19 protein-coding genes, 1 pseudogene and 1 riboswitch are annotated in these 20,856 nt (G+C 73.0%); of the genes and pseudogenes, 8 read left to right on the forward strand and 12 right to left on the reverse strand.

All coding sequences use genetic code 11. The features are described from left to right. Positions 1-187: 187 nt before the first annotated feature. Positions 188-354: pseudogene (locus AB0A69_RS15260) on the forward strand (prolyl oligopeptidase family serine peptidase); the annotation flags it as partial. Between the two features lie 170 nt (positions 355-524). Then, complete coding sequence (locus AB0A69_RS15265; RefSeq protein WP_361420718.1) at positions 525-992, forward strand: Rieske (2Fe-2S) protein; 468 nt, start codon at positions 525-527, stop codon at positions 990-992. Between the two features lie 334 nt (positions 993-1,326). On the opposite strand, the gene AB0A69_RS15270 is transcribed toward AB0A69_RS15265, so the two are convergent. Then, positions 1,327-2,232, reverse strand: coding sequence for a LysR family transcriptional regulator (locus AB0A69_RS15270; RefSeq protein ID WP_361420721.1), 906 nt, complete (start codon positions 2,230-2,232; stop codon positions 1,327-1,329). Between the two features lie 74 nt (positions 2,233-2,306). Here AB0A69_RS15270 and AB0A69_RS15275 point away from each other — a divergent pair, with 74 nt between their 5' ends. After that, a complete protein-coding gene (locus tag AB0A69_RS15275; protein WP_361420724.1) occupies positions 2,307-3,275 on the forward strand; it encodes a DMT family transporter in 969 nt (322 codons plus the stop codon). On the opposite strand, the gene AB0A69_RS15280 is transcribed toward AB0A69_RS15275, so the two are convergent. Then, the gene (locus AB0A69_RS15280) at positions 3,266-4,597 is read right to left on the reverse strand and encodes an aminotransferase class I/II-fold pyridoxal phosphate-dependent enzyme (RefSeq protein ID WP_361420727.1); all 1,332 of its coding nucleotides are present in this window, start codon (positions 4,595-4,597) and stop codon (positions 3,266-3,268) included. The two genes, AB0A69_RS15275 and AB0A69_RS15280, sit on opposite strands and share 10 nt — an antisense overlap. A gap of 35 nt (positions 4,598-4,632) precedes the next feature. On the opposite strand from AB0A69_RS15280, the gene AB0A69_RS15285 reads away from it, so the two are divergent. After that, positions 4,633-5,328, forward strand: a complete 696-nt coding sequence (locus AB0A69_RS15285; RefSeq protein WP_361420730.1) for a pyridoxamine 5'-phosphate oxidase family protein — start codon at positions 4,633-4,635, stop codon at positions 5,326-5,328. Between the two features lie 97 nt (positions 5,329-5,425). Here the strand turns inward: AB0A69_RS15285 and AB0A69_RS15290 are convergent, their stop codons facing one another. The 3 genes from AB0A69_RS15290 to AB0A69_RS15300 form a co-directional block, all read right to left on the reverse strand. Continuing rightward, entirely contained in the window at positions 5,426-6,385 is a 960-nt protein-coding gene (locus AB0A69_RS15290; protein WP_361420733.1) for an EamA family transporter, read from the reverse strand. Positions 6,386-6,563: 178 nt separating this feature from the next. Further along, the gene (locus AB0A69_RS15295; protein ID WP_361420736.1) at positions 6,564-7,556 is read right to left on the reverse strand and encodes an EamA family transporter; all 993 of its coding nucleotides are present in this window, start codon (positions 7,554-7,556) and stop codon (positions 6,564-6,566) included. A 154-nt stretch (positions 7,557-7,710) separates the two neighbouring features. After that, complete coding sequence (locus AB0A69_RS15300) at positions 7,711-8,355, reverse strand: PadR family transcriptional regulator (protein ID WP_361420739.1); 645 nt, start codon at positions 8,353-8,355, stop codon at positions 7,711-7,713. A 194-nt stretch (positions 8,356-8,549) separates the two neighbouring features. On the opposite strand from AB0A69_RS15300, the gene AB0A69_RS15305 reads away from it, so the two are divergent. Next, a complete protein-coding gene (locus tag AB0A69_RS15305) occupies positions 8,550-9,359 on the forward strand; it encodes a PhzF family phenazine biosynthesis protein (protein WP_361420742.1) in 810 nt (269 codons plus the stop codon). A 60-nt stretch (positions 9,360-9,419) separates the two neighbouring features. Here the strand turns inward: AB0A69_RS15305 and AB0A69_RS15310 are convergent, their stop codons facing one another. Next, positions 9,420-10,205, reverse strand: a complete 786-nt coding sequence (locus tag AB0A69_RS15310; RefSeq protein ID WP_361420745.1) for a CPBP family intramembrane glutamic endopeptidase — start codon at positions 10,203-10,205, stop codon at positions 9,420-9,422. A gap of 66 nt (positions 10,206-10,271) precedes the next feature. Continuing rightward, the gene (locus AB0A69_RS15315; protein WP_361420748.1) at positions 10,272-11,777 is read right to left on the reverse strand and encodes a glutamate--cysteine ligase; all 1,506 of its coding nucleotides are present in this window, start codon (positions 11,775-11,777) and stop codon (positions 10,272-10,274) included. Between the two features lie 505 nt (positions 11,778-12,282). Between AB0A69_RS15315 and AB0A69_RS15320 the strand changes: the two genes are divergently transcribed. Continuing rightward, on the forward strand, positions 12,283-12,885 hold the full coding sequence (locus tag AB0A69_RS15320; protein ID WP_361420751.1) for a hypothetical protein: 603 nt from the start codon (positions 12,283-12,285) through the stop codon (positions 12,883-12,885). A gap of 252 nt (positions 12,886-13,137) precedes the next feature. Continuing rightward, the gene (locus tag AB0A69_RS15325; RefSeq protein ID WP_361420754.1) at positions 13,138-13,344 is read left to right on the forward strand and encodes a DUF5999 family protein; all 207 of its coding nucleotides are present in this window, start codon (positions 13,138-13,140) and stop codon (positions 13,342-13,344) included. 68 nt (positions 13,345-13,412) lie between these two features. On the opposite strand, the gene gcvP is transcribed toward AB0A69_RS15325, so the two are convergent. Beyond that, positions 13,413-16,298, reverse strand: a complete 2,886-nt coding sequence (gene gcvP / locus AB0A69_RS15330) for an aminomethyl-transferring glycine dehydrogenase (RefSeq protein WP_361420757.1) — start codon at positions 16,296-16,298, stop codon at positions 13,413-13,415. A gap of 179 nt (positions 16,299-16,477) precedes the next feature. Next, a riboswitch (glycine riboswitch) is annotated at positions 16,478-16,577 on the reverse strand. 123 nt (positions 16,578-16,700) lie between these two features. On the opposite strand from gcvP, the gene AB0A69_RS15335 reads away from it, so the two are divergent. Continuing rightward, entirely contained in the window at positions 16,701-17,066 is a 366-nt protein-coding gene (locus AB0A69_RS15335) for a PRC-barrel domain-containing protein (protein ID WP_361420760.1), read from the forward strand. A 116-nt stretch (positions 17,067-17,182) separates the two neighbouring features. Here AB0A69_RS15335 and AB0A69_RS15340 read toward each other — a convergent pair whose 3' ends face one another. The 4 genes from AB0A69_RS15340 to AB0A69_RS15355 all read right to left on the reverse strand — a co-directional run bounded on the left by AB0A69_RS15340 (position 17,183) and on the right by AB0A69_RS15355 (position 20,852). Next, positions 17,183-18,607, reverse strand: a complete 1,425-nt coding sequence (locus AB0A69_RS15340; protein WP_361420763.1) for a DNA polymerase IV — start codon at positions 18,605-18,607, stop codon at positions 17,183-17,185. A gap of 91 nt (positions 18,608-18,698) precedes the next feature. Further along, a complete protein-coding gene (locus AB0A69_RS15345) occupies positions 18,699-19,322 on the reverse strand; it encodes a MerR family transcriptional regulator (RefSeq protein WP_361420766.1) in 624 nt (207 codons plus the stop codon). A 239-nt stretch (positions 19,323-19,561) separates the two neighbouring features. Beyond that, entirely contained in the window at positions 19,562-20,035 is a 474-nt protein-coding gene (locus AB0A69_RS15350; protein WP_033327106.1) for a bifunctional nuclease family protein, read from the reverse strand. Positions 20,036-20,099: 64 nt separating this feature from the next. Next, complete coding sequence (locus AB0A69_RS15355) at positions 20,100-20,852, reverse strand: MerR family transcriptional regulator (protein WP_361420769.1); 753 nt, start codon at positions 20,850-20,852, stop codon at positions 20,100-20,102. Positions 20,853-20,856: the final 4 nt, after the last annotated feature.

The following is a 20,856-nucleotide window of genomic DNA, read 5'->3' on the forward strand; positions in this document are numbered from 1 at the left end:
GCGGCCAATCGGCGTAAGGACGACGTCCAAAGCGCGCCGCCGCAGGACCGGCCGACCGTACAGGTCGGCGAGGAGCGCACGACATCCCGTCGGAGGACCGCGCGGCCGTCACGACCGCCCTCGAACAGGCGGTCACGACGGGCGCGGCCGCACGGAGATCCGTCACTGGCTGGAGGCGTACCGGGAGCTGAACCTGGACCAGGTGGCGATCCAGGGCTGGTCGTACGGCGGTTGCCTCGCCGTCGGCGAAGTCCAGCACCGCCCGGACGTGTTCCACGCGGCGGTCGCGGGCGCGACGCCGACAGGCCGGCGGTGTACGACACGCACGTGGGGGAGCGCTTCCTCGGCCACCCGACGTCCAGCCGGAGAACGACGAGCGCCCCTCCCTGACTCCGTTAGCGCGGTCGGCAACCAGCTCGTGCTCGAACTCGACTTCCGCAAAAGGTCGCTGAGCGGCTGAACGCCCGGCCCGGCCGCCCCGTACCCCTGGGTGACGTTCTCATCATCGTGGAAGGGAAACCGGGATGACCGGATCGCAGGGGACCACCGGCACGGTGGGGCGCCGTACCGTCGTCGCGGCGGCGGGCGGGGCGGGGCTGGCCGCCGTGCTCACCGCGTGCGGGGGCTCGGACAGCCCGGCCCCGTCCGGTGCCGGACAGCCGGCCGCCGGGAGCGGCACCACCGGAGGGTCCGGGGGCGCGGGCGGCTCGGGGCAGGTGCTCGCGAAGACGGCCGACATCCCGGAGGGCGGGGGAAAGGTCTTCGGCGAGGTCGTGGTGACGCAGCCGAGGGCGGGCGAGTTCAAGGCGTTCTCCGCCAAGTGCACCCACGCGGGCTGCGCGGTGAAGGACGTGGCGGACGGGGTCATCAACTGCCCGTGCCACGGCTCGAAGTTCGACGCGACGGACGGCAGCGTCAAGGCGGGCCCGGCCACGTCACCGCTCCCGGCGGCGTCCATCAAGGTCGAAGGCGACTCAATCAAGCTGGCGTGACGGCAGGCGGTCCGAGGCGGGGAAGGCGCGGCCGGGTCATCGCGGGGGTGCACGGAGGGGATCCTCGCGATGACCCACTCGGCCCGGCAGCCGGGCGGGGCCGCTCCCGTGCCTCCACGTCGGGCCGTGGCCGGCCCCGCTCCCCCGCGGTCGACCGCCGCGAGGGACCGGACCGGCGCCAGTACCGGCGCCCGGCCCCGCCCACCGCATCCCCATCCGGAGCCGGAGCGGGATCCCGCGCCGCCGCCGTGCTCGGCCAGGGCACGCCTCCACCCCGCCGGGCGACGCCCGCGCCCCACGCCCTACGCCCCGCGGCAGCGCCGCAGCGCCGTCCTCAGCTGCCGACCGCCCGCCCCACCTCCCGCAGCGCCTCCACCGCCGCCCGGATCGAGGGGCGCCGGTCCGCGTCCGTGCGCCACACCGCGTAGATGTGCCGGCGCACCTGCTGCCGTACGGGCACGAGCGTGACGCCCTCCGGCACGGGACCGCGCCCGAGCCGGGGCGTGACGCACACACCCAGCCCCGCCTGGATGAGGGCGAGCTGGGTGTGGTGCTCCCCGGCCAGGTGGGCGATGCGCGGCTCGATGCCCTTCGACCGCAGCGTGAACATCAGCCACTCGTAACAGAATTCGCCCTGCGGCCACGACACCCAGTCGTCGTCGGCGAAGTCCTCCAGGTCGACCTCCGCCCGCCCCGCCAGCGGATGGCCGGCCGGTACCGCGATGTCGGCGGCGTCGTCCAGCAGCGGTTCGCGCGCCAGCGCGGCGGGCATCGGCATCCGCTTGTTGCTCCAGTCCAGCACCACCGCGAGGTCCATGTCACCGCGCATCACGTGCTCGATGCCACGCTCGGGCTCCAGCTCGCTGGTGCGCACGCACAGGTCGGGGTGATCGCGGCGCAGACGGCTGATCGCCGCCGGGAACAGCCCGCGCGCGGCGGTCGGGAAGCCGGCCACCCGCACCTCGCCCACCACCTGCCCGCGCTGGGCCTCGATGTCCGCCTGCGCGAGCTCGACCTGGGAGAGGATCCGCGCCGCGTGATCGGCCAGCAGCCGGCCCGCGTCGGTGAGCCGCACCCCGCGCCCGTTCTTGGCCACCAGCTGCTGTCCGACCTCGCGTTCCAGCTTGGCGAGCTGCTGGGAGACGGCCGACGTCGTCACGTGCAGTCCGTCGGCCGCGCCGGTCACCGAGCCGTGGCGGGCGACGGCGTCCAGGGTCCGCAGGCGTTCCAGGTTCAACATGTAAGCAATGCTAAGCGAAGCCGTCGACAAGATCTCGCTTGTTCTACGACGTCATAGCGTCCACAGTGGTCGGCATGAGCACCGCAACCTCCTCCGCGCCACGGTCGGCCACCCCGACCCCCGCGGACCCCGCAGCCGTCACCCCCCGCCGCTCCCTGGACTGGCGCATCCGCTTCGCGGTGCTCGCCCTCATCTGGGGCTTCAGCTTCCTCCTCATCAAGGTGGGCACCCAGGCGTACGCCCCGTTCCACGTCACCTTCGGCCGCCTGCTGTTCGGTACGGCGGTGCTCGCGGTCGCGATGGCGGTGAAGCGCACCGCCCTGCCGCGCGGCGCCCGTACATGGGGTCACCTGGCGGTGGCGGGGTTCCTCCTCAACGCGCTGCCGTTCTCGCTCTTCGCGTACGCCGAGCTGACGATCCCCTCGACGCTCGCCGGCATCTGCAACGCCACCTCGCCCCTGTGGGGCATGCTCCTGTCGCTGGTCGCCCTCTCCGAGGACCGGCCCACCCGCCGCCGCGTCGCGGGGCTCGGCATCGGTTTCCTCGGTGTCCTGACCGTCCTCGGCGCCTGGCAGGGCTTCTCCGGACTGGACGTCACCGGCACGGCCATGGCGCTGCTCGCCTCGCTCAGCTACCCCGTCGGCTGGATCTACGTCCGCCGTACGCTCGCGGGCCGCAGCGAGTCGCACCTCTCCCTCACCGGTGCGCAGCTGTTCCTGGCCACGCTGCAACTGGCGGCCGTCACCCCGCTGTTCACCTCGTGGCCGCAGGCGTTCCCGGTCCTTCCGCTGCTCGCGGTGGCCGCGCTGGGCGCCTTGGGGACGGGCCTGGCCGTGCTGCTCCAGTACACGATCGTCACCGAGGTCGGCCCGACCACGGCCCAGATGGTCACCTACTTCATCCCCGTCATCGCCACCGCCGCCGGTGTGACGCTCCTGGACGAGCGGCTCACCTGGAACACCCCGGTCGGCGCCCTCATCGTGCTGGCGGGCGCGGCCCTCACCCAGAGCCGCGCCGGCCGCAGCGGGCGGTCTCAGGCGTAACCGCGCGACGACATCGGCCCGGCGGCCGCCGCCACCGCGTCGGCCAGCGCCTCGATGTCGGCCGCCGCCAGCCCGGAGACGGTGACCCGGATCCCCGGCCCCGCCGCGATGCGGAAGCGCGCGCCGGGGGCGACCGCCCATCCGGCGTGCAACATCCGGGCCACCGCCCCGGTCTCATCGGCCACCGGCACCCACACGTTCATGCCGCTGCGGCCGTGCGCCTCGACACCGCGGCGCGCGAGGGCCCGTACGAGCGCGTCACGCCGCTCGGCGTACGCCCGCGCGACCGCCCGTGTGTCCACCTCGCCCGTCTCCCACAGGTGGACGACCGCGCGCTGGAGCAGCAGGCTCACCCAGCCGGGACCGAGCCCCTGGCGCCCCAGCACCCGGTCGATGGTGACGGCGTCCCCGGTGAGCGTGGCGAGCCGCAGATCGGGCCCGTACGCCTTGGCGACCGACCGCACGAACGCCCAGCGGTCCGTCGCGCCCGCCAGCGGATGCGCCGGCAGGTCGACGAAGCCGTGCCCGTGGTCGTCCTCGACCAGCAGGACGTCGCGGCGCCCGCGGAGCACCTCGCGCAGTTCCGCGGCGCGGGCGGCGCTCACCGCCGCGCCCGTCGGGTTCTGCGCCCGGCAGGTCACGATGAGCGCCCGCGCGCCGTCGCGCAGCGCACCGTCGACCGCGCCGGGCAACGGCCCCTCGTCGTCGACGGCGACGGGCACGGTCCGCAGCCCCAGCGCCGGTACGAGGTCGAGGAGCGAGCCCCAGCCGGGGTCCTCGACGGCGACCGCGTCCCCCGGTTTCAGATGCGCGGCGAGGACCCGCTCGGTGGCGTCCAGCGAACCGGACATCACGGCGATCGGCCCGTCCGGCACCCCGTCGGCGTCCAGCGCGGCGCGCGCGAGCCGCGCGAGGTCCTCGTCCACGGGCGCCCGGCCGTACAGCACGGGCTCCTCGGCGTTGCGCCGCGCCGCGGCCGCCAGCGCCTCCGCGAGCGGTGGCAGCAGCGCCGGATCGGGGTTGCCCTCCCCCACGCCCCGTACGCCCTCGGGGGCGTCGATCCGGAGCGACCCGCGCACCGTGGTGGCGGGACGGGGCCGGACCCGGCTGCCCCGGCGCCCGGCCGTCTCGATCACTCCCCGCTCGCGCAGGGTGCGGTACGCGGCCGCCACCGTATTGGGATTGACCCCCAGTTCTGACGCCAACTCCCGCATGGGAGGCAGCAGTTGCCCGGGCTGCAGCCGGCCCGTACCGACGCCCTGCTCGACGCTCGCGGCGATCTCGGATGCACGGCGCCCTACGATCCGATAGTCTCCTAGCACAAACGACATTATGCACTAGTGCAATGGAGTCCGCCATGCCGGAGACCACCGTCGCCCACGAGCCGACCTCTCACGGGCAGGCCGCGTACGAGCCGACCGACCGTACCGTCCTCACCCGCGCCCGCGAGCGCGCCTCGTACGACCGCGCGCTGGTGCACTCGATCCTCGACGCGGCGTACGTCTGCCACCTCGGCTTCGTCCGCGACGGCAGGCCCGTCGTCCTGCCGACCCTCTACGGCCGCGTCGGCGAGCGCCTGTACGTCCACGGCTCGACCGGATCGCGCCCCCTGCGCATGGCGGGCAAGCCCGACCCGGGCCTTCCGGTCTGCCTGACCGTCACCCACGTCGACGGCCTGGTCCTGGCCCGTTCCGCCTTCCACCACTCCCTCAACTACCGCTCCGTCGTGGTCCACGGCATCGCCCACCAGGTGACCGACCCCGAGGAGAAGACCACCGCGCTCGACGCGCTCGTCGACCACGCCATCCCCGGCCGCTCGCACGACTCCCGCCCCGCCAACACCAAGGAGCTCGCCGCCACCGCCGTCCTGCGCCTCGACCTCACCGAGGTCTCCGCCAAGGTGCGCACCGGCGGCCCGAACGACGACCCCGAGGACCTCGGCCTCCCCCACTGGACCGGCGTCATCCCGCTGAGCACCACCTACGGCGCCCCGATACCGGCCGACGACCTGGACCCGTCCATCGCGCTGCCCGCGTACCTCTCCGCGCTCTGAGCCCGGGGAGCGAGTCCGTACGGGACACGTTCACGTACGCGGCCCCCGCGCCCGCACGGGCACGGGGGCCCGAACGCGGGGGCCCGAACGCGGAGCCTCAGGCCGCCGCCGCGCGCCGCCGCGCCCGTACCACCGACGCGGCCCGTGCCTCCGCGGCCGCCAGCCCGGCGACCGCCGTCAGCAACAGCAGCGTCCCGGTCACCGTGGCCGCCGTCAGCCGCTCACCGAGCACCGCCACCGCGATGACCGCCGCGCTCACCGGCTCCAAGAGCATGATCACCGACACGGTCGCGGCCCGCACGACCGCCGCCCCGGCGAAGTACAGCGCGTACGCCAGCGCGGTCGGCACCGCGGCGATGTACGCCAACAACACCACGACCCGGCCGAATTCGGCCGTGTGCGGCAGCAGCCCCTCCGCCGCCGCCATCGGCAGCAGGCCCACGGTACCGATCGCGAAGGCCCACACCGTCGTGAGGAGCGGGTCCCCGCCGCCGCCGTCCCGGCCGAGCCACCGCGTCAGCAGCGTGATCGCCGCGTACCCGGCCGCCGACAGGACCGCCAGGGCGACCCCCACGGGGTGGACCTGTCCGGTGCCGTCGCCGAGGACCATCACGCACAGCCCGGCGAGCGCCCCCAGGACGGCGACGGACCCGCCGCGGCCGAGGCGCTCGCCCATGGCCAGCCGCGCCCCGAGCGCGATGAGCACGGGGCCGGCGCCGAGCGTGACGACGGTGCCCACGGCGAGCCCGGTCAGCTGGACCGCCGCGAAGTAGGCGCTCTGGAAGACGGTGAGCCCGATCCCCGTGGCGAGGATGCGCAGCACCCGGCGCCGCCGGGGCTCCGCACTGCGGGCCGCGGGCCGACGGCGCAGCGCCAGCGCGCCGAGCAGCAGGAGGAGCCCGCCGGCGCAGCGCCAGAACGACAGGGCGAGAGGCCCGAGATCGCTGACCCGGAACACGAGCGAGGCAGCGGCTCCGGCGGTGCCCCACGCCACTCCGGCGACGATCAGATAAAGGAGGCTCCGCCCGACGGGCAGGGCCATGGAGGGATTCGACACGTGACGTCTCCGTACGAAGAACGGGAAAGGTGGCCGCTTGACTCCGTACGCGGGCAGCGACGAACCGCTCGGGGCCCCTGGGCCCCGAGCCCGGTCCTCGTCAGACGAGGCTGGTGAGAGTCCCGCCCGCGTTTACGCGGCGGGAGGCGGCAGCACGGTCGAATGCATGATCGTCACCTTACGGGGCGGCCCGCCCGGCGGCCACCTGGTTCCCGGCCCCCGCCTCGGGCGGCTCCGACCCCGCCACGGGCTCGGCCGGGGCGGCCTTGGGCGTCGACGACTGCGCGATGAAGGCCCCGACGAGTACGACCGCGCCGCCGAAGATCTGCGGCGCCGACAGGTGCTCCCGCAGCAGCACCCACGCCAGTACGGTCGCGATGACCGCCTCCAGGCACGCCACCACGCCCGCCACCTGCGGCGAGAGCCTGCGCACGGCGACGATCCCGGTGACGTACGCGAGAACCGTCGCGATCAGCACGATCCACCCGAGCAGCATCCAGGCCGGGGCCTCGGTCCCGCCCATGTCGGCGGTGCCGCCGAGCACGGACCACTCCATGCCCCAGGGGCGCGCGACGACGGTGAGCACGAGGGCGCCGATGAGCAGCCCGTACGCGATGACGCCGAGCGGATCGGCGGGCTCGGCCTCGTCGGAGCCCTGGTCGGACAGGACGAAGTAGCCGACCTGGCAGCAGGCGGCGCCGAGCGCCAGCAGCAGCCCCAGCAGGTCGAAGCTCAGCCCGGCCCACACCTCCACCACGCAGGCGAGGCCCCCGACCGCGAGGACCACGCCGACGGCGGCGGCGCGCGTCACGGGCCGGCGCTGGACGAACCGCACCCAGCCGAGGACGAGCGCGGGGGCGAGATACTCGATCAGCAGGGCGACCCCGACGGGGATACGGGAGAGCGCGGCGAAGTAGCAGGCCTGTACGCCGGCCACGGCGAGCAGCCCGAAGCCGGCCAGCAGGAAGGGCTTGCGGCGCAGCAGGTCACGGTGACGCCAGGCGACGGGCAGCATGACGAGCGCGGCGCCCGTCACCCGTAGCCACACCACGTGCAGCGGGTCGAGACCCGCTTCGATGAGCGGCTTGGCCGCGACACCTGATCCACCGAATGCGAAGGCCGAGGCCAGGGCGAGTCCCAGGCCGGCGCTTCTCCCCTGAGACGCGTGCATCGGCACATCATGGCAGCAGCCGGTCAGGAGCGTAAAGGCTATGACACCTGTTGAGACGACTTCGGTAAGTCACCGATCTGCGGCAGCGGTTGACACCGACGGCGGGTCCCGCGAACGGAGCCCGTCGCGGAACCCGCCGTGCCCACGGGGTGGGTCAGTCCTCGTCGGCGAGGATCAGGTAGAGCTTCTTGCGGGCGTCGTTGACGACGGCGAGGGCCTTCTGCCGCTGCTCGGCGTTGCCGGTCTTCCAGACCTGCCCGAACGCCTCGAACAGGCCGGCACCGGCCTGCCGGATCTCGTTCAGCGCCTCCCAGTCGACCCCGCGCCCGGCCTCCTCCCAGGGCGCGTCGGGCCCGGCTTCGGCCTCCGCCCGTCCGGCGTCGCTCAGGGTGAACAGCTTCTTGCCGCCCTCGCTCTCGCTGACGATCAGCCCCTCGTCCTCCAGCAGCTGGAGGGTCGGGTAGACCGAGCCGGGGCTGGGCCGCCAGGCCCCGCCGCTGCGCTCGGCGATCTCCTGGATCATCTCGTAGCCGTGCATCGGGCGGTCCTTCAGCAGCGCCAGGATCGAGGCGCGGACGTCGCCGCGCCGTGCCCTGCCCCGGCCGCCTCCGCGCCCGGGCCCACCACCGAACGGCCCACCGCGGAAGGGGCCGCCGCCGAAGCCCGGCCCGAACGGCCCGAAGGCGGCACGCAGCCTCTCGAAGCCGCCGGGCTCCCCGCCCCAGCCGGGCCCGCGCCCATGGCCATGACCATGCGCGTGTCCGTGCCCGTGTCCATGTCCGTGCTCAGCTGAACGCATCTCTTACACTCCCTCGATCGTTGACTGCTCGCGATGCTTCAACGATATATCGGAACACGTCGCTAGGCAATCGTTCCGACAGCGCACTCGCCTGCGCAGCCGTTCGTGCCTCCCGATCTCCGACGGGACATCGAGTCCAGCGACCCCGGATTGGCCTTGGCCCGCCGCTTCGCCGTCCCCCTACCGTCAGCTCCATGCGGATTCGAATCGTCGACGCCTTCACCGACCGCCCCTTCTCCGGCAACCCGGCAGGGGTACTCCTCCTCGACGCCTTCCCGGACGACCACTGGCTCCAGAAGGTGGCCGCCGAGGTCAACCTCTCCGAGACCGCCTTCGCCCACCCGCTCCCGCCCGGCGGCGATGCGGACTGGGCGCTGCGCTGGTTCACCCCGGTCGCCGAGGTCGACATGTGCGGCCACGCGACCCTCGCCACCGCGCACGTCCTGCACACCACCGGCCGCGCGACCGGCACGGTCCGCTTCGCGGCACGCTGCGGCGTCCTGTCGGCCACGGCCGCGGCGGACGGCTCGGTCACGCTGGACTTCCCGACCTCCACGCTGACGCCGGTGCCCGCGCCGGACGGGCTCGCGAAGGCGCTCGGCGCCGACGTCGTCTCCGTACACGACACCGCCGCGCACATCGGCGACCTGCTGGTGGAGCTGGCGGACGAGCGGGCCGTACGCTCCCTGGCGCCGGACCTGGCGGCGCTGGCCGGCCTGTCGGAGCGGGGCGTCATCGCCACGGCCGCCGCCGCGGAACCGGACGGCGGCTACGACTTCGTCTCCCGCTGCTTCTTCCCGGCGCTCGGCATCGCCGAGGACCCGGTGACGGGCAGCGCGCACACCGCGCTCGCGCCGTTCTGGTCGCGGCGCCTGGGCCGCGACGAGCTGACCGGCTTCCAGGGCGGCGCCCGCACCGGCCTGGTCCGCACCGCACTGCGCGGCACGCGCACCCTGCTCACGGGCCACGCGGTGACGGTCATCGAGGGCGACCTGCTCCCCTGAGACGGCGAAGGGGCGTGCGACGGCACCGCCGTACGCCCCGCCCCTCCACCAGGGGTCCCGTCACTCGACGGGCAACCACCCCACCTGCCCCTTGAGGAGCGCGTACCCGACGAACGCCACGATGTCGAGCAGCGCGTGCGCCACCACCAGCGGGCCGACCCGCCCCCACCGCCGGTACAGCACCACGAAGACGGCGCCCATCACCATGTTGCCCACGAAGCCGCCGATGCCCTGGTACAGGTGGTACGAGCCGCGCAGCACCGCGCTCGCCACCAGCGCCGCCAGTGGCGTCCAGCCGAGCCCGCCGAGCCTGCGGAGCAGGTATCCGACGACGATGACCTCCTCCAGCACGGAGTTCTGCACCGCCGACAGGATCAGTACCGGGTACTTCCACCACACCTCGGGCAGCGACTCGGGGACGACGGTCAGGTTGAACCCGGCTGCCCGCGCCACCAGGTAGAAGGCCAGGCCCGCGCTGCCGATGCCCGCCGCGACCAGCGCCCCGCGGCCCAGGTCGCTCCACGGCCTGCGGCGGTCGAAGCCGATGGCGCGCAGGCCGGCCCCCTCCCTGAGCAGCAGGTGAGCCACGAGCAGGACCGGGACGAGCGCCGTCGCGATGCCGAACAGCTGCCAGGCGAGGTCGAGCCAGGGCCGCCCGGGCGCCGCCGAGCTGTTGAGGTGGGCCGCCTGGTCCTTCAGGCCGCCCGGTTTCGTCAGCGCCCCGACGAAGCTGATCAGCGAGGCGACCGCACTGGCCCCGAGCGAGAGGGCCAGGACGAGCAGCAGCTCGGAACGGACGATCCTTCGAGAGCCCCCCGCCCCCTCCTCGGGAAGGGAATCGGCCACGCGCCCCGCCTCTGCCTGCACACCTGTCTCCACTTCACTGCCCCGGCTTGATCCGGAAGACAGACCCTACGGCGCCGGGAACCCCACCGGCCAGGTGTGCACGGGCTCGCCCCGCCGCATCAGCTCGCAGTAGCGGCGCGTGGTCGCGGCCAGCGCGGCCTCGCGCCCCAGGCCCGCCCCCAGCGCCCGGTGGAACGTCTCCACCTGCCAGGACGCGCCGTTCACCCGCCGCTTGCACCGCTCCTCGATGATCCCCAGGTACCGGTCGCGGTCCGCGCGCTCGATGCCCCACGCGTCGAGCCCCGCCGACGCGAGCGGCAGCAGCTCGTCCCGTACGAGCTTCACCGCCGGTACGGTCGTGATCCCGCCGCCGCGCCCCGGGCGGGGCCAGCGCAGCTCGGCGTCGATGCCGTACCGGCACGCGGTGTCGAAGTTGGCGGCCGCGTCCGCGAACGGCATCCGCCGCCACAGCGGCCGCGCCTCCTCCGCCAGGGCCCGTACGAGCCCGTAGTAGAAGGCGGCGTTGGCCAGTACGTCGTCGACGGTCGGCCCCGCCGGCAGCACCCGGTTCTCCACCCGCAGGTGCGGTACGCCGTCGACCACCCCGTACACCGGCCGGTTCCAGCGGTAGACCGTGCCGTTGTGCAGGACCAGCTCGTGGAGGGACGGTACGGCGCCGCCGTCGAGGACCCGCAGCGGCTCCTCGTCGTCACAGATGGGCAGGAGGGCGGGGAAGTACCGCACGTTCTCCTCGAACAGCTCGTACGCAGAGGAGACCCACCGTTCGCCGAACCACGTCCGCGGCCGTACGCCCTGCGCCTGGAGCTCGGGCGGCCGGGTGTCGGTGGCCTGCGTGAACAGCGGCGGCCGGGACTCCCGCCACACCTCGCGCCCGAAGAGGAACGGCGCGTTGGCGCCGACGGCGACCTGGACGGCGGCGATGGCCTGCGCCGCGTTCCACACGTCCGGGAACCGCGCCGGCGTGACCTGGAGGTGCAGCTGTACGGAGGTGCAGGCGGCCTCGGGCGCTATGGAGCCGGCGGTGGAGCTGAGGTGCTCGACGCCCTCGATGTCGAGCGCGAAGTCCTCGCCCCGCGCGGCCACGATCTGGTCGTTGAGCAGCATGTACCGGTCGACGTCCGACAGGTTCCCGGAGACGAGGTCGCCCTCGGTGAGCGTGGGCAGGATCCCGATCATCACGATCCCGGCGTCGACCTCCTGGGCCTTGCGGTGCGCGTACCCGAGGCCGGTGCGCAGCTCCTCGGCGAGCTGATCGAAAACACGGCCGCCGAGCCGGTGCGGGGCGATGTTCACTTCCAGGTTGAACATTCCGAGTTCCGTTTGGAAATCCCGGCTCGCGATGCGCTCCAGCACCTCGGCATTCATCATCCGCGGCAGGCCGTCCGAGCCCACCAGATTCAACTCGATCTCCAAGCCCATCAGATTCTTGGGGCGGTCGAACCTCTTCTCGGCGAGGAGTCGCTCAAGGGCCGTAAGACACTGCTGGAGCTTGTGGCGATACCTCTGCCGATCGGACAGGTCGAACGCGCCCGCCACGACCTTCTCCCCCATCGAAGCGTCCCTCCTCGTGGGTGGCGCGCGGCGTCGGCCGCCCGCGTCACGGACGATAATGCCCAGCCGGACTGATCTGTAACGCCCCCGCCGACACCGTGTGGCGGGTAGGCTGGATAGGAAGACCGTCCGGCACATTCCGGGGGCAAGCCGCAGCGCGTGGTTACCACGGGCAAGTCCCGCTGACTTCCGATGATAAACACCGGCGAGATTCGGCCGACCGCGCTCTGAGCAGCGGCGCAGGCCGGGGCGGTGGGGTTCACGGGAAATCTACAGAAACTCCGCATAACAAAGTCCCGATCCGGGCTTGTTCGCAATATCGGCGACAGCTAGCGGAAACATCACGTGAACACGCGTCGTATAAACTCCGCGAACGAGGCAGAGAGTCGGCGCCCGGCCATGGCCCGACGGCCCCCGCACCGGCCCGCCCTCTGACCCCGTCGCCGACAGCGCCGTCCGCACCTCCCCCGCATCACCTGTCTCTTGAGTGAGAGGCGACCCAACCATGCCGCTCCATGTCTCCCAGGCACCCGCGCCCGCCCTTCGCAGTGTTCTCATGGCCCTCGGTTCCGCCGCCGTCCGTGAGGCCCACACCCCCGCTCTGCGGTCCGTCCAGGGACCGCTGAGCCCCGAACTCCCGCTGCCCGTCCATGTGTTGGACGTGCTGGACGTACGGGACCAGGTCGTTCCGGCCGCCGGCGCGCCCCGCACGCGCCTGACCGGCTGGCGGTTCCTGATCCGCGGCGGCGGCCGCCCCGTCGCCGCCGCGGACACGAGGCTCACCCCGGACGGGTGGGCCTTCTCGCACTTCTTCGAGGGGCCCTACCTCGCCTCGACCGAGCGCGCCCTGCACCAGGCCGAGACGATGACGACGCACTACCAGCCACGGCTGCTGTCCGTGCCGGAGCTGTACATGCTCACGCTGTGGCTGCACGGCGACCCGGACGCCGACCCGGCCACCGGCAGCCCCGCCCCGACGGACCTGCTGGTGCCGCTGGCGCCCGCGCCGCCCGGGATCGCCGCCCACCTCCCGTACCGGGTCGCGGACCTGCTGCCGGTCCTGACGCTGCGCCTCGGACCGCCGCCGCTGCTGGAGTCAACCGCGTGACGCCGCGGGGTGGCCCGTACGGGCTAGCCCACTGGGGCCACCCCGAACCACCCGAAGGGACAGGGGGTTTGAGTTGAACCATCCGCACGGGTGATACGTCCTTAGGCAGTAGGAAGAGCTGCCGCGAAATCCCTGCGGACGGACGCCCGTGGGGCAACACTGGGACCGGATCGACCGACACTACGGGGGGCGGCCATGAACACCGCATCGAGCCGCAGGACAGACACCACACCGCAGCGAAAGAACCCATCCATGTGCCAGCACCAGCCACCCTGCCCGACCGCCGACTCCGCCGACCGAGAGGCGGCCCGCCTGGTGGCGCACCACCCGGAACAGGGCTGGAGCCTGCTGTGCAACGGCGTCCTCCTCTTCGAGGACACCGGTGAACTCCTGCCGGACGGCCAGATCATCGCGCCGCACCGACCGCTCGGCACCTCACAGGTCATGACGGCCGCCTGAGCCGGCCGACGCACGCGAAGGGCCGGTACGGAGTGATCCGTACCGGCCCTTCGTCATGACCGACGCCGTCAGTGGTCGTACTCGTCCAGCGGCGGGCACGAGCAGACCAGGTTGCGGTCGCCGAACGCGCCGTCGATCCGGCGCACCGGCGGCCAGTACTTGTCCGCGGCGGACACCCCGGCCGGGAAGACCGCCTCCTCACGGCTGTACGCGTGCGACCACTCGCCGCCCAGCGCGGCCGCGGTGTGCGGGGCGTTGCGCAGCGGGTTGTCCTCGGCGGGCCACTGGCCCGAGGCGACCTTCTCGATCTCGCCGCGGATCGCGATCATCGTGTCGCAGAACCGGTCGAGCTCGGCCAGGTCCTCGCTCTCGGTCGGCTCGATCATCAGCGTGCCGGCCACCGGGAACGACATGGTCGGCGCGTGGAAGCCGTAGTCGATCAGGCGCTTGGCGATGTCGTCGACGCTGACGCCGGTCGCCTTGGAGATCGGGCGCAGGTCGACGATGCACTCGTGCGCGACGAGCCCGGCCGGGCCGGTGTACAGCACCGGGTAGTGCGGCTCCAGGCGCTTGGCGATGTAGTTGGCCGCGAGCACCGCCACCTGCGTGGCGCGCTTGAGGCCCTCGCCGCCCATGAGCCGGACGTACGCCCACGAGATCGGCAGGATGCCGGCCGAGCCCCACGGGGCGGCCGAGATCGGGCCGACGCCCGTCTCCGGGCCGGCGCCCGGCTGGAGCGGGTGGTTCGGCAGGTACGGGGCGAGGTGGGCGCGGACGCCGACCGGACCGACGCCGGGGCCACCGCCGCCGTGCGGGATGCAGAAGGTCTTGTGCAGGTTGAGGTGCGAGACGTCGCCGCCGAACTCGCCCGGCTTCGCCAGCCCGACCAGCGCGTTGAGGTTGGCGCCGTCCACGTACACCTGGCCGCCGGCCTCGTGCACCTGGGCGCAGATGTCGGCGACGTGCTCCTCGAAGACGCCGTGCGTCGACGGGTAGGTGATCATCAGGACGGAGAGCTCGTCGCGGTACTGCTCGATCTTGGCGCGCAGGTCCTCGACGTCGATCTCGCCGTCGTCGGCGGTCTTGACGACGACGACCTTCATCCCGGCCATCACGGCGCTGGCGGCGTTGGTGCCGTGCGCGGACGACGGGATCAGACAGACGGTGCGCTGCGTGTCGCCGTTGGCGCGGTGGTACGCGCGCACCGCGAGCAGACCGGCGAGCTCGCCCTGCGAACCGGCGTTGGGCTGGATCGACACCTTGTCGTAGCCGGTGACCTCGGCGAGGCGCTCCTCCAGCTCACGGATGAGGGTGAGGTAGCCCTGCGCCTGGTCGGCCGGCGCGAAGGGGTGCATCTGACCGAACTCGGGCCAGGTCACCGGCTCCATCTCGGTGGTGGCGTTCAGCTTCATCGTGCAGGAGCCGAGCGGGATCATGCCCCGGTCCAGCGCGTAGTCGCGGTCGGCGAGCTTGCGCAGATAGCGCAGCATCGCGGTCTCCGAGCGGTGCGCGTGGAAGACCGGGTGGGTGAGGTACGCGTCCGAGCGCAGCAGCGCCTCGGGCAGCGCCTCCGCGGTCTCGGCGTCCAGCGACTCGATGTCGCCGCGTACGCCGAAGGCCTCCCACACGGCGGCGAGCTGCGCGCGGCCGGTGGTCTCGTCGCAGGCGACCGAGACGTGGTCGGCGTCGACGAGACGGAGGTTGACGCCGTTCTCGCGGGCGGCGGCGACGGCCTCGGCGGCCTTGCCCGGCACCCGGACGGTCACGGTGTCGAAGAAGCTCGAGTGGACGACCTCGACGCCGCCCGCGCGCAGGCCCTCGGCGAGGATCGTGGCGTACCGGTGCACGCGCTGGGCGATCTGCTTCAGCCCGTCGGGGCCGTGGTACACGGCGTACATGCCGGCCATGACGGCGAGCAGCACCTGCGCGGTGCAGATGTTGCTGGTGGCCTTCTCGCGGCGGATGTGCTGCTCGCGGGTCTGCAGCGCCAGGCGGTACGCCCGGTTGCCGTCGGCGTCGACGGAGACGCCGACGAGCCGGCCCGGGAGGGAGCGGGCGAAGGTGTCGCGCACGGCCATGTAGCCGGCGTGCGGACCGCCGAAGCCCATCGGCACGCCGAACCGCTGGGTGGTGCCCACGGCGATGTCGGCACCCAGCTCGCCGGGCGAGGTGAGCAGCGTCAGCGCGAGCAGGTCGGCGGCGACGGTGACGACGGCACCGAGCTCGTGGGCCCGGTCGATGACCGGCTTGATGTCCCGTACGGCACCGGAGGCGCCCGGGTACTGGATCAGCACGCCGAAGACACCGCGCTCGGCCACCTCCGCCGGAATGCCCTCGGCGAGGTCGGCGACGACGACCTCGACACCGGTCGGCTCCGCCCGGGTCTCGATGACGGCGATGGTCTGCGGCAGGGCGTCGGCGTCGACGAGGAAGACACCGCCCTTGACCTTGCCGACGCGGCGGGCCAGCGACATGGCCTCGGCGGCGGCGGTGCCCTCGTCGAGCAGCGAGGCGCCGGAGGTGGGCAGGCCGGTCAGGTCGGCGACCATGGTCTGGAAGTTGAGCAGCGCCTCCAGGCGGCCCTGCGAGATCTCCGGCTGGTAGGGCGTGTACGCCGTGTACCAGGCGGGGTTCTCCATGACGTTGCGCAGGATGACCGGGGGCGTGAAGGTGCCGTAGTAGCCGAGCCCGATCATCGGGGCGAGCACCTGGTTGCGGTCGGCGAGCGAGCGCAGCTCGGCGAGGACCTCGGCCTCGGTGCGCGCGGCCGGCAGGCCGAGCGCCTCGGCGGTCTTGATCACATCCGGCACGGCGGCGGCGGTGAGCTCGTCGAGCGAGCCGTAGCCGACCTGCGCGAGCATCTTGGCGCGGGCCTCGGCGTCGGGGCCGATGTGCCGCTGCTCGAAGGGGATGCCCTGCTCAAGCTCGGAGAGCGGAGTACGGTTGGCGGTCATCTACGGAGGCCTCCTGGTCGTCACGACCTGCGAGGGGCACCATGGCGCGGGTGCCCGGACGGCCTCCCCCTCTGTCATCTCAACCTGAGAGCTTCACCGGGCGCCACGGGGGGCCGCCCGGCTTTCACCGTCGGTGAGAGCGGATGCCGTCCGACGCCCGCCCTGCTTTCCAGAGTGACCTCGTCCATGCGGTACCGGGTGCCTGAGAGATTCCGGGGAGGATTTGCTCCTTCGGCGCCTCCGAAAGGTTTCTCCGAAGGACTCTCCCGCATGGGGTCAACAGCCGTCTGCCAGCCTACCAGCGAGGTCCGGGCCCGATCCCTCGAGTGGCCGACGTCACCGATGTGCACTTTCGTAGTGATGTAGCGCAGTTGCGAGCGGGTGCGACCTGTTGGAGGGACCGTGCAGACCGATATCGATCCGCGGAGCCTGATCGGCCGCAAGGCCTACGACCGCAACGGCCACAAGATCGGGACCGTCGACGAGGTGTATCTGGACGACGCGACGGGCGTCCCCGAGTGGGCCGCCGTCCGTACCGGCCTCTTCGGCCGCGACGCCTTCGTCCCCCTGGCCCCCAGCGACCTCGCCGACGACGGCCTGCACGTCCCGTACGACCGCGCCCTGATCAAGGACGCCCCGGACTTCGGCGTGGGCCGCCACCTCTCCCCCGAGCAGGAGCTCCAGCTCTACCACCACTACGGCCTGGAGCTCCCGTCTCCGCCGGACCCGGACCCCGGCCTCGGCGACCTGGCCGGCCGCGACGGCTGACGCGTCTTCCGGAACTCGCGGTACCGACGGCCGGACACGCCCAGTACGCCAGGCTCCGGTATGGCGGCCCCGCAGGCCGCGGACCCCTGGGGCGTCCGACCCGTCGGGCCCGTCCTTCAGGGCGACGGTGCCCGCTCCACCGCCGCCTCCCCCGCGACCAGCGGCAGCGGGTCCGACAACTCCAGGTCCGGGTCGTCGGTCCGGAAGGTCCGCACCCGGCCCGGGGGCGAGCCCGGCTCCTCGAACCGCACGGTCACGCGCCCCACCCCGCTGCCCTGCACCCACCCCGGCCCGTACTCCGCGTGCCGTACGTCCTGCCCGGCCATCCACCTGCGCTCCCCGCCGGCGTCCTCCGCGGCCCCCGGCTCACCGCCCTCGCCCCCGCCTGCCCCTGCTCCTGCCGCCGGTTCCTGCGGCTCCGGGGCCGCGTCGCCCTGTGCACCCGCCGGAGCCTCCACCAGGGCGGCCTGGGCGAACAGGTCCTCCTGGGTGTAGTCCGCGAGCCCCGTCACGCCCACGCCCAGCAGCCGCACGCCGCCCGTGGTGTCCACGGACTCCAGCAGCCGGGCCGCCGCCTCCCGCACCACCGCGGGGTCGTCCGTCGGGCCGCGCAGGGTCTCGGATCTGGTCAGCGTCGAGAAGTCGTACCGGCGCACCTTGAGCACCACCGTCCGCCCGGAGCGCCCGGCGCCACGCAGCCGCCGCACGCACCGGTCGGCCAGACGCTCCACCTCCAGGCGCACCCGCACGCGGTCGTGCAGGTCCACGTCGAAGGTGTCCTCGACGGAGACGGACTTGGCGTCCCTCTCGGCCACCACGGGCCGGTCGTCGTGCCCCAGGGCCATCCGGTACAGCGAGGCCCCGTGCGCCTTGCCCAGGAGCCGTACGAGCTCGTCCTCGCCCGCCTCCGCCAGGTCGGCCACGGTCGTCATCCCGGCCCGCCGCAGGTGCTCGCCGGTGGCGGGGCCGACTCCCGGCAGGATCCGCACCGACATCGGCCCGAGCAACTCGCGCTCGGTCCCGGGCTCGATGAGCACCAGCCCGTCGGGCTTCGCCTGCTCCGACGCGATCTTCGCCAGCATCTTGGAGCCCGCGAGGCCGACGGAGCCGGTCAGCCCCGTGACCGCCCGGATGTCCGCGCGCAGCCGCTCCCCGGTCGCCCGCGCGGTCGCCGCGTCCCGGGCCGTACCGCCCGCCTCGCCCGCCTCCAGGTCGACGAACGCCTCGTCCAGGCTCAGCGGCTCCACCAGCGGCGACAGCCGCCGCAACAGCTCCATGACCTGGTCGCTCACCGCCCGGTAGAGCGTGAAGCGCGGCACCAGGTACGCGGCGTTCGGCGCCAGCCGCCGCGCCTGGGCCATCGGCATCGCCGAGTGCACCCCGAAGCGCCGCGCCTCGTACGAGGCGGTGGCGACGACCCCGCGCGGCCCGAGGCCGCCCACCACCACGGGCTTTCCGCGCAGGCTCGGCTTCGCCGCCTGCTCGGCGGCGGCGAAGAAGGCATCCATGTCCAGATGCAGAATCGTCGGCGCGGCTCTCACATCACCGATGCTGCCCTACGCCACTGACAATCGCCCGCACGCACGTGCGAGCCCACGCGGGAGCCCACGCGGCAACGCGGCCACGCCGCCGTCACACGGCCCGGTCGCGCCTGCGCCGCGCCAGCTCGTCGGCCGGATTGTGCCCGATGAGCGTCTCGCCGGTGTCGACGCGCTCCCCGTGCAGCTGCGACAGCGCCGCCTCGACATCCCGCCACACGACGCCCACGGCGATCCCGAAGACACCCTGACCGCCCTGGAGGAGGTCGACGACCTCGTCGGGCGACGAGCACTCGTACACCGTGGCGCCGTCGCTCATCAGCGTCATGCGCTCCAGGTCGCGATCGCCCCGGGCGCGCAGGTGCTGGACGGCGGTGCGGATGTTCTGCAGCGCGACCCCGGTGTCCAGGAACCGTTTGACGATCTTGAGGACGACGACGTCGCGGAAGCTGTAGAGCCGCTGCGTCCCCGACCCGTACGCGGGCCGCACGCTGGGCTCGACGAGGCCCGTACGGGCCCAGTAGTCGAGCTGCCGGTAGGTGATGCCGGCCGCCGCGCAGGCGGTCGGGCCCCGGTATCCGATGACGTCGGCCGCCGGATCGGCCGACTCCTGCTGAACCACCCCGTGGACGGACGCGTTTCCGTGAAGCGGATACGGCCCGCTCTGCCCCGGACTTCGTCCGGGGATACCCCCAACCGCACCGTCGCCGCTGCTCATCACGCCGACCCTCCGTCCTTGACCTGCCATCTCGACGGTAGGCAGTCACCCGGGGTGCGTCAACGATCGCCACACTCGGCACGCCGAGTGATAATCACCCTGAGGGTGGTTTGTCGTGTCCCTCTTCCGGGAACACCTCACCGAATGCGCTGAAGGCGGGGCGCGTCACCGCTCGGAGCGGCGAAACCCGGCCGACGCCGCCGCGGACTCACCGCGCGGCGTCACCGAAGGCGGCCGGGTCACTGACTGTTGGTGCCGAAGTCCTCGGGCGAGATCTGGTCGAGGAACTCGCGGAACTTCTCCACTTCGTCCTCCTGCTCGTCCGGGATCGCGATCCCGGCGTCGTCCAGCACCCCGTCACTTCCGTAGATGGGCGTACCGGTCCGCAGGGCCAGCGCTATGGCGTCGGACGGCCTGGCGCTCACCTCGACACCGCTGGCGAAGACCAGCTCCGCGTAGAAGACCCCGTCCCGCAGATCCGTGATCCGGACTTCGGTCAGCTCCTGCCCCACGGCCTCCAGGACGTCCTTGAAGAGGTCATGGGTGAGCGGCCGCGCAGGGGCCATGCCCTGCTGGGCGAAGGCGATCGCCGTCGCCTCCCCGGGACCGATCCAGATGGGGAGGTACCGGTCGCCTCCCACTTCACGCAGGAGCACGATCGGCTGGTTGGACGGCATTTCCACCCGGACACCGACAACATCGAGCTCGTTCACATTGCAACCCTAGGACGTGCTGGACCGGTTTGGGTAGTCGGGGCCCCTCCGGACCCCACGGAGGTCAGTGCAACCGGACACCCAGAGCCGTCTGCAGCAGCGCCGCGTGGAGCCGTACGGACAGGGCCGCGAGCTCCTTCGCGGTCGCCTCCGCATGCGCTCTGGTCTGCGGATTCCGGTGCCGGCGCAGCGGCGCGACGACCTGCTCGACCAGCCCGGCCTCGCGCTCGGCGGCGGCCTTCACGGCCCTCAGATGGCGCGGTTCCAGACCGAATCCGCCCAGCTCCGCGACGAGCTTGGCGATGGTCACCGCCTCGGCGTCGTACGCGCCGTCCGCCACGGGCGTGATCAGCCCGTACGACTCCCACTCGGCGAGCTCGTCCTCGCCGACGCCGGCGGCCGCGAGCAGCTCCGCACGGCCGATCCTGGCCGCCGTCGGCATGTCGAAGTCCGGCTCCCACGGGCCGGCGTCCACCGACTCGCGCGGTCCACCGGGGGTCGGGGCGGGCAGCCGCACCTGTTCCCCGCGCTCCAGGGCGTCGAGGTGCTCGCGGATCACCTTGAGCGGCAGGTAGTGGTCCCGCTGCATGCGCAGGATCCGCGCGAGCCGCTCCACATCCGCGGGACTGAACTTCCGGTATCCGGAAGCCGTCCGCTGCGGCTCGACGAGACCCTCCGCCTCCAGGAAACGGATCTTGGAGATGGTCACTTCGGGAAACTCTTCCCGCAGCCGGGTGAGCACCGTCCCGATGCTCACCAGCTGGTCGGCCGCCCCGGCGGTGCCGTGTCCGGCACCGCCCGTCGGTGGTCGCGGCATGCGC

The sequence above is a fragment of the Streptomyces sp. NPDC045431 genome, from assembly GCF_040646655.1.
Classification (GTDB): domain Bacteria; phylum Actinomycetota; class Actinomycetes; order Streptomycetales; family Streptomycetaceae; genus Streptomyces.

Coding starts and splice junctions, on each gene's coding strand:
- AB0A69_RS15295 (WP_361420736.1), bottom strand. CDS start 7,556: ATGCACGCGTCTCAGGGGAGAAGCGCCGGCCTGGGACTCGCCCTGGCC.
- AB0A69_RS15270 (WP_361420721.1), bottom strand. CDS start 2,232: ATGTTGAACCTGGAACGCCTGCGGACCCTGGACGCCGTCGCCCGCCAC.
- AB0A69_RS15325 (WP_361420754.1), top strand. CDS start 13,138: ATGTGCCAGCACCAGCCACCCTGCCCGACCGCCGACTCCGCCGACCGA.
- gcvP (WP_361420757.1), bottom strand. CDS start 16,298: ATGACCGCCAACCGTACTCCGCTCTCCGAGCTTGAGCAGGGCATCCCC.
- AB0A69_RS15285 (WP_361420730.1), top strand. CDS start 4,633: ATGCCGGAGACCACCGTCGCCCACGAGCCGACCTCTCACGGGCAGGCC.
- AB0A69_RS15345 (WP_361420766.1), bottom strand. CDS start 19,322: ATGAGCAGCGGCGACGGTGCGGTTGGGGGTATCCCCGGACGAAGTCCG.
- AB0A69_RS15265 (WP_361420718.1), top strand. CDS start 525: ATGACCGGATCGCAGGGGACCACCGGCACGGTGGGGCGCCGTACCGTC.
- AB0A69_RS15275 (WP_361420724.1), top strand. CDS start 2,307: ATGAGCACCGCAACCTCCTCCGCGCCACGGTCGGCCACCCCGACCCCC.
- AB0A69_RS15300 (WP_361420739.1), bottom strand. CDS start 8,355: ATGCGTTCAGCTGAGCACGGACATGGACACGGGCACGGACACGCGCAT.
- AB0A69_RS15315 (WP_361420748.1), bottom strand. CDS start 11,777: ATGGGGGAGAAGGTCGTGGCGGGCGCGTTCGACCTGTCCGATCGGCAG.
- AB0A69_RS15355 (WP_361420769.1), bottom strand. CDS start 20,852: ATGCCGCGACCACCGACGGGCGGTGCCGGACACGGCACCGCCGGGGCG.
- AB0A69_RS15305 (WP_361420742.1), top strand. CDS start 8,550: ATGCGGATTCGAATCGTCGACGCCTTCACCGACCGCCCCTTCTCCGGC.
- AB0A69_RS15320 (WP_361420751.1), top strand. CDS start 12,283: ATGCCGCTCCATGTCTCCCAGGCACCCGCGCCCGCCCTTCGCAGTGTT.